This window comes from Pseudomonas sp. 05T35 (genome assembly GCF_056396605.1).
The window spans coordinates 1-725 of sequence record NZ_JBFTLU010000843.1 but is presented as its reverse complement, the minus strand read 5'-3'; the positions used below and the strand labels follow the sequence as shown (position 1 = coordinate 725).

1 pseudogene is annotated in these 725 nt (G+C 55.2%); it reads left to right on the top strand.

Annotated elements, in window-relative coordinates:
* Positions 1-249: 249 nt before the first annotated feature.
* Positions 250-725, top strand: a pseudogene (locus AC1DH9_RS30225) (GGDEF domain-containing protein); the annotation flags it as partial.

Below are 725 nucleotides of genomic sequence, written 5' to 3'. Positions count from 1 at the left end.
CCTCAAGATTTCCTACCGCTGCGTCGCGCGCCCCCCGCGAAGGAGTTGCTATACCAAATTCAGACCGTTCCTTCTGCAGCTCTGTCATTACTCGACTAGGCTACTAATCGCCACAGGAGCCAAAGCCATGGAAGACCGGAGTCCGATCAATTTCGCGCTCTACACTCTAAATCCGCCGCAGCGTGTATGCGGCGACGGAGCTACTACCGGTCCGGTGCTGGCAAAACATATTGAATATTGGAGGGAGCCATGAGCAATAGCATCGCCACCGGCGAGCCACCTGAAGCCATCCGTCTCATCATCAAGGTTTATGCCTGCCTGCTGCTCGCAGGGTTTGCGTTTATCCCTGCCTACCTGWTTAGCTACTTGTACTTCTTTCAGGACCCCACCCTTCTATTCGAGAACCACACGTTCCATATCATTGCGATCACGGCAGCCACTCTGGAAGGCTTGTTTGTCACTTACGTGACGTGGCGCTGCTATCAGTCATCGGGAGAGCCGCTGCTGCGATGGATGACGCTTGGGTTTCTCGGTTTTGTACTGATCTATGCATTGCACGGTGCGTTCACCGGGCTCGCACACCACAATATCTGGCTCTTCCTGCTTTATGGGCCGGCCTCTCGACTGGTCATGTCGATACTGCTGTTAGTCGGAATGCTGTCATACCACCGCCCACCCGATGCTGCAGACCAACGAATGCAGCCCCGCCGGTGGTTGACCTGGAT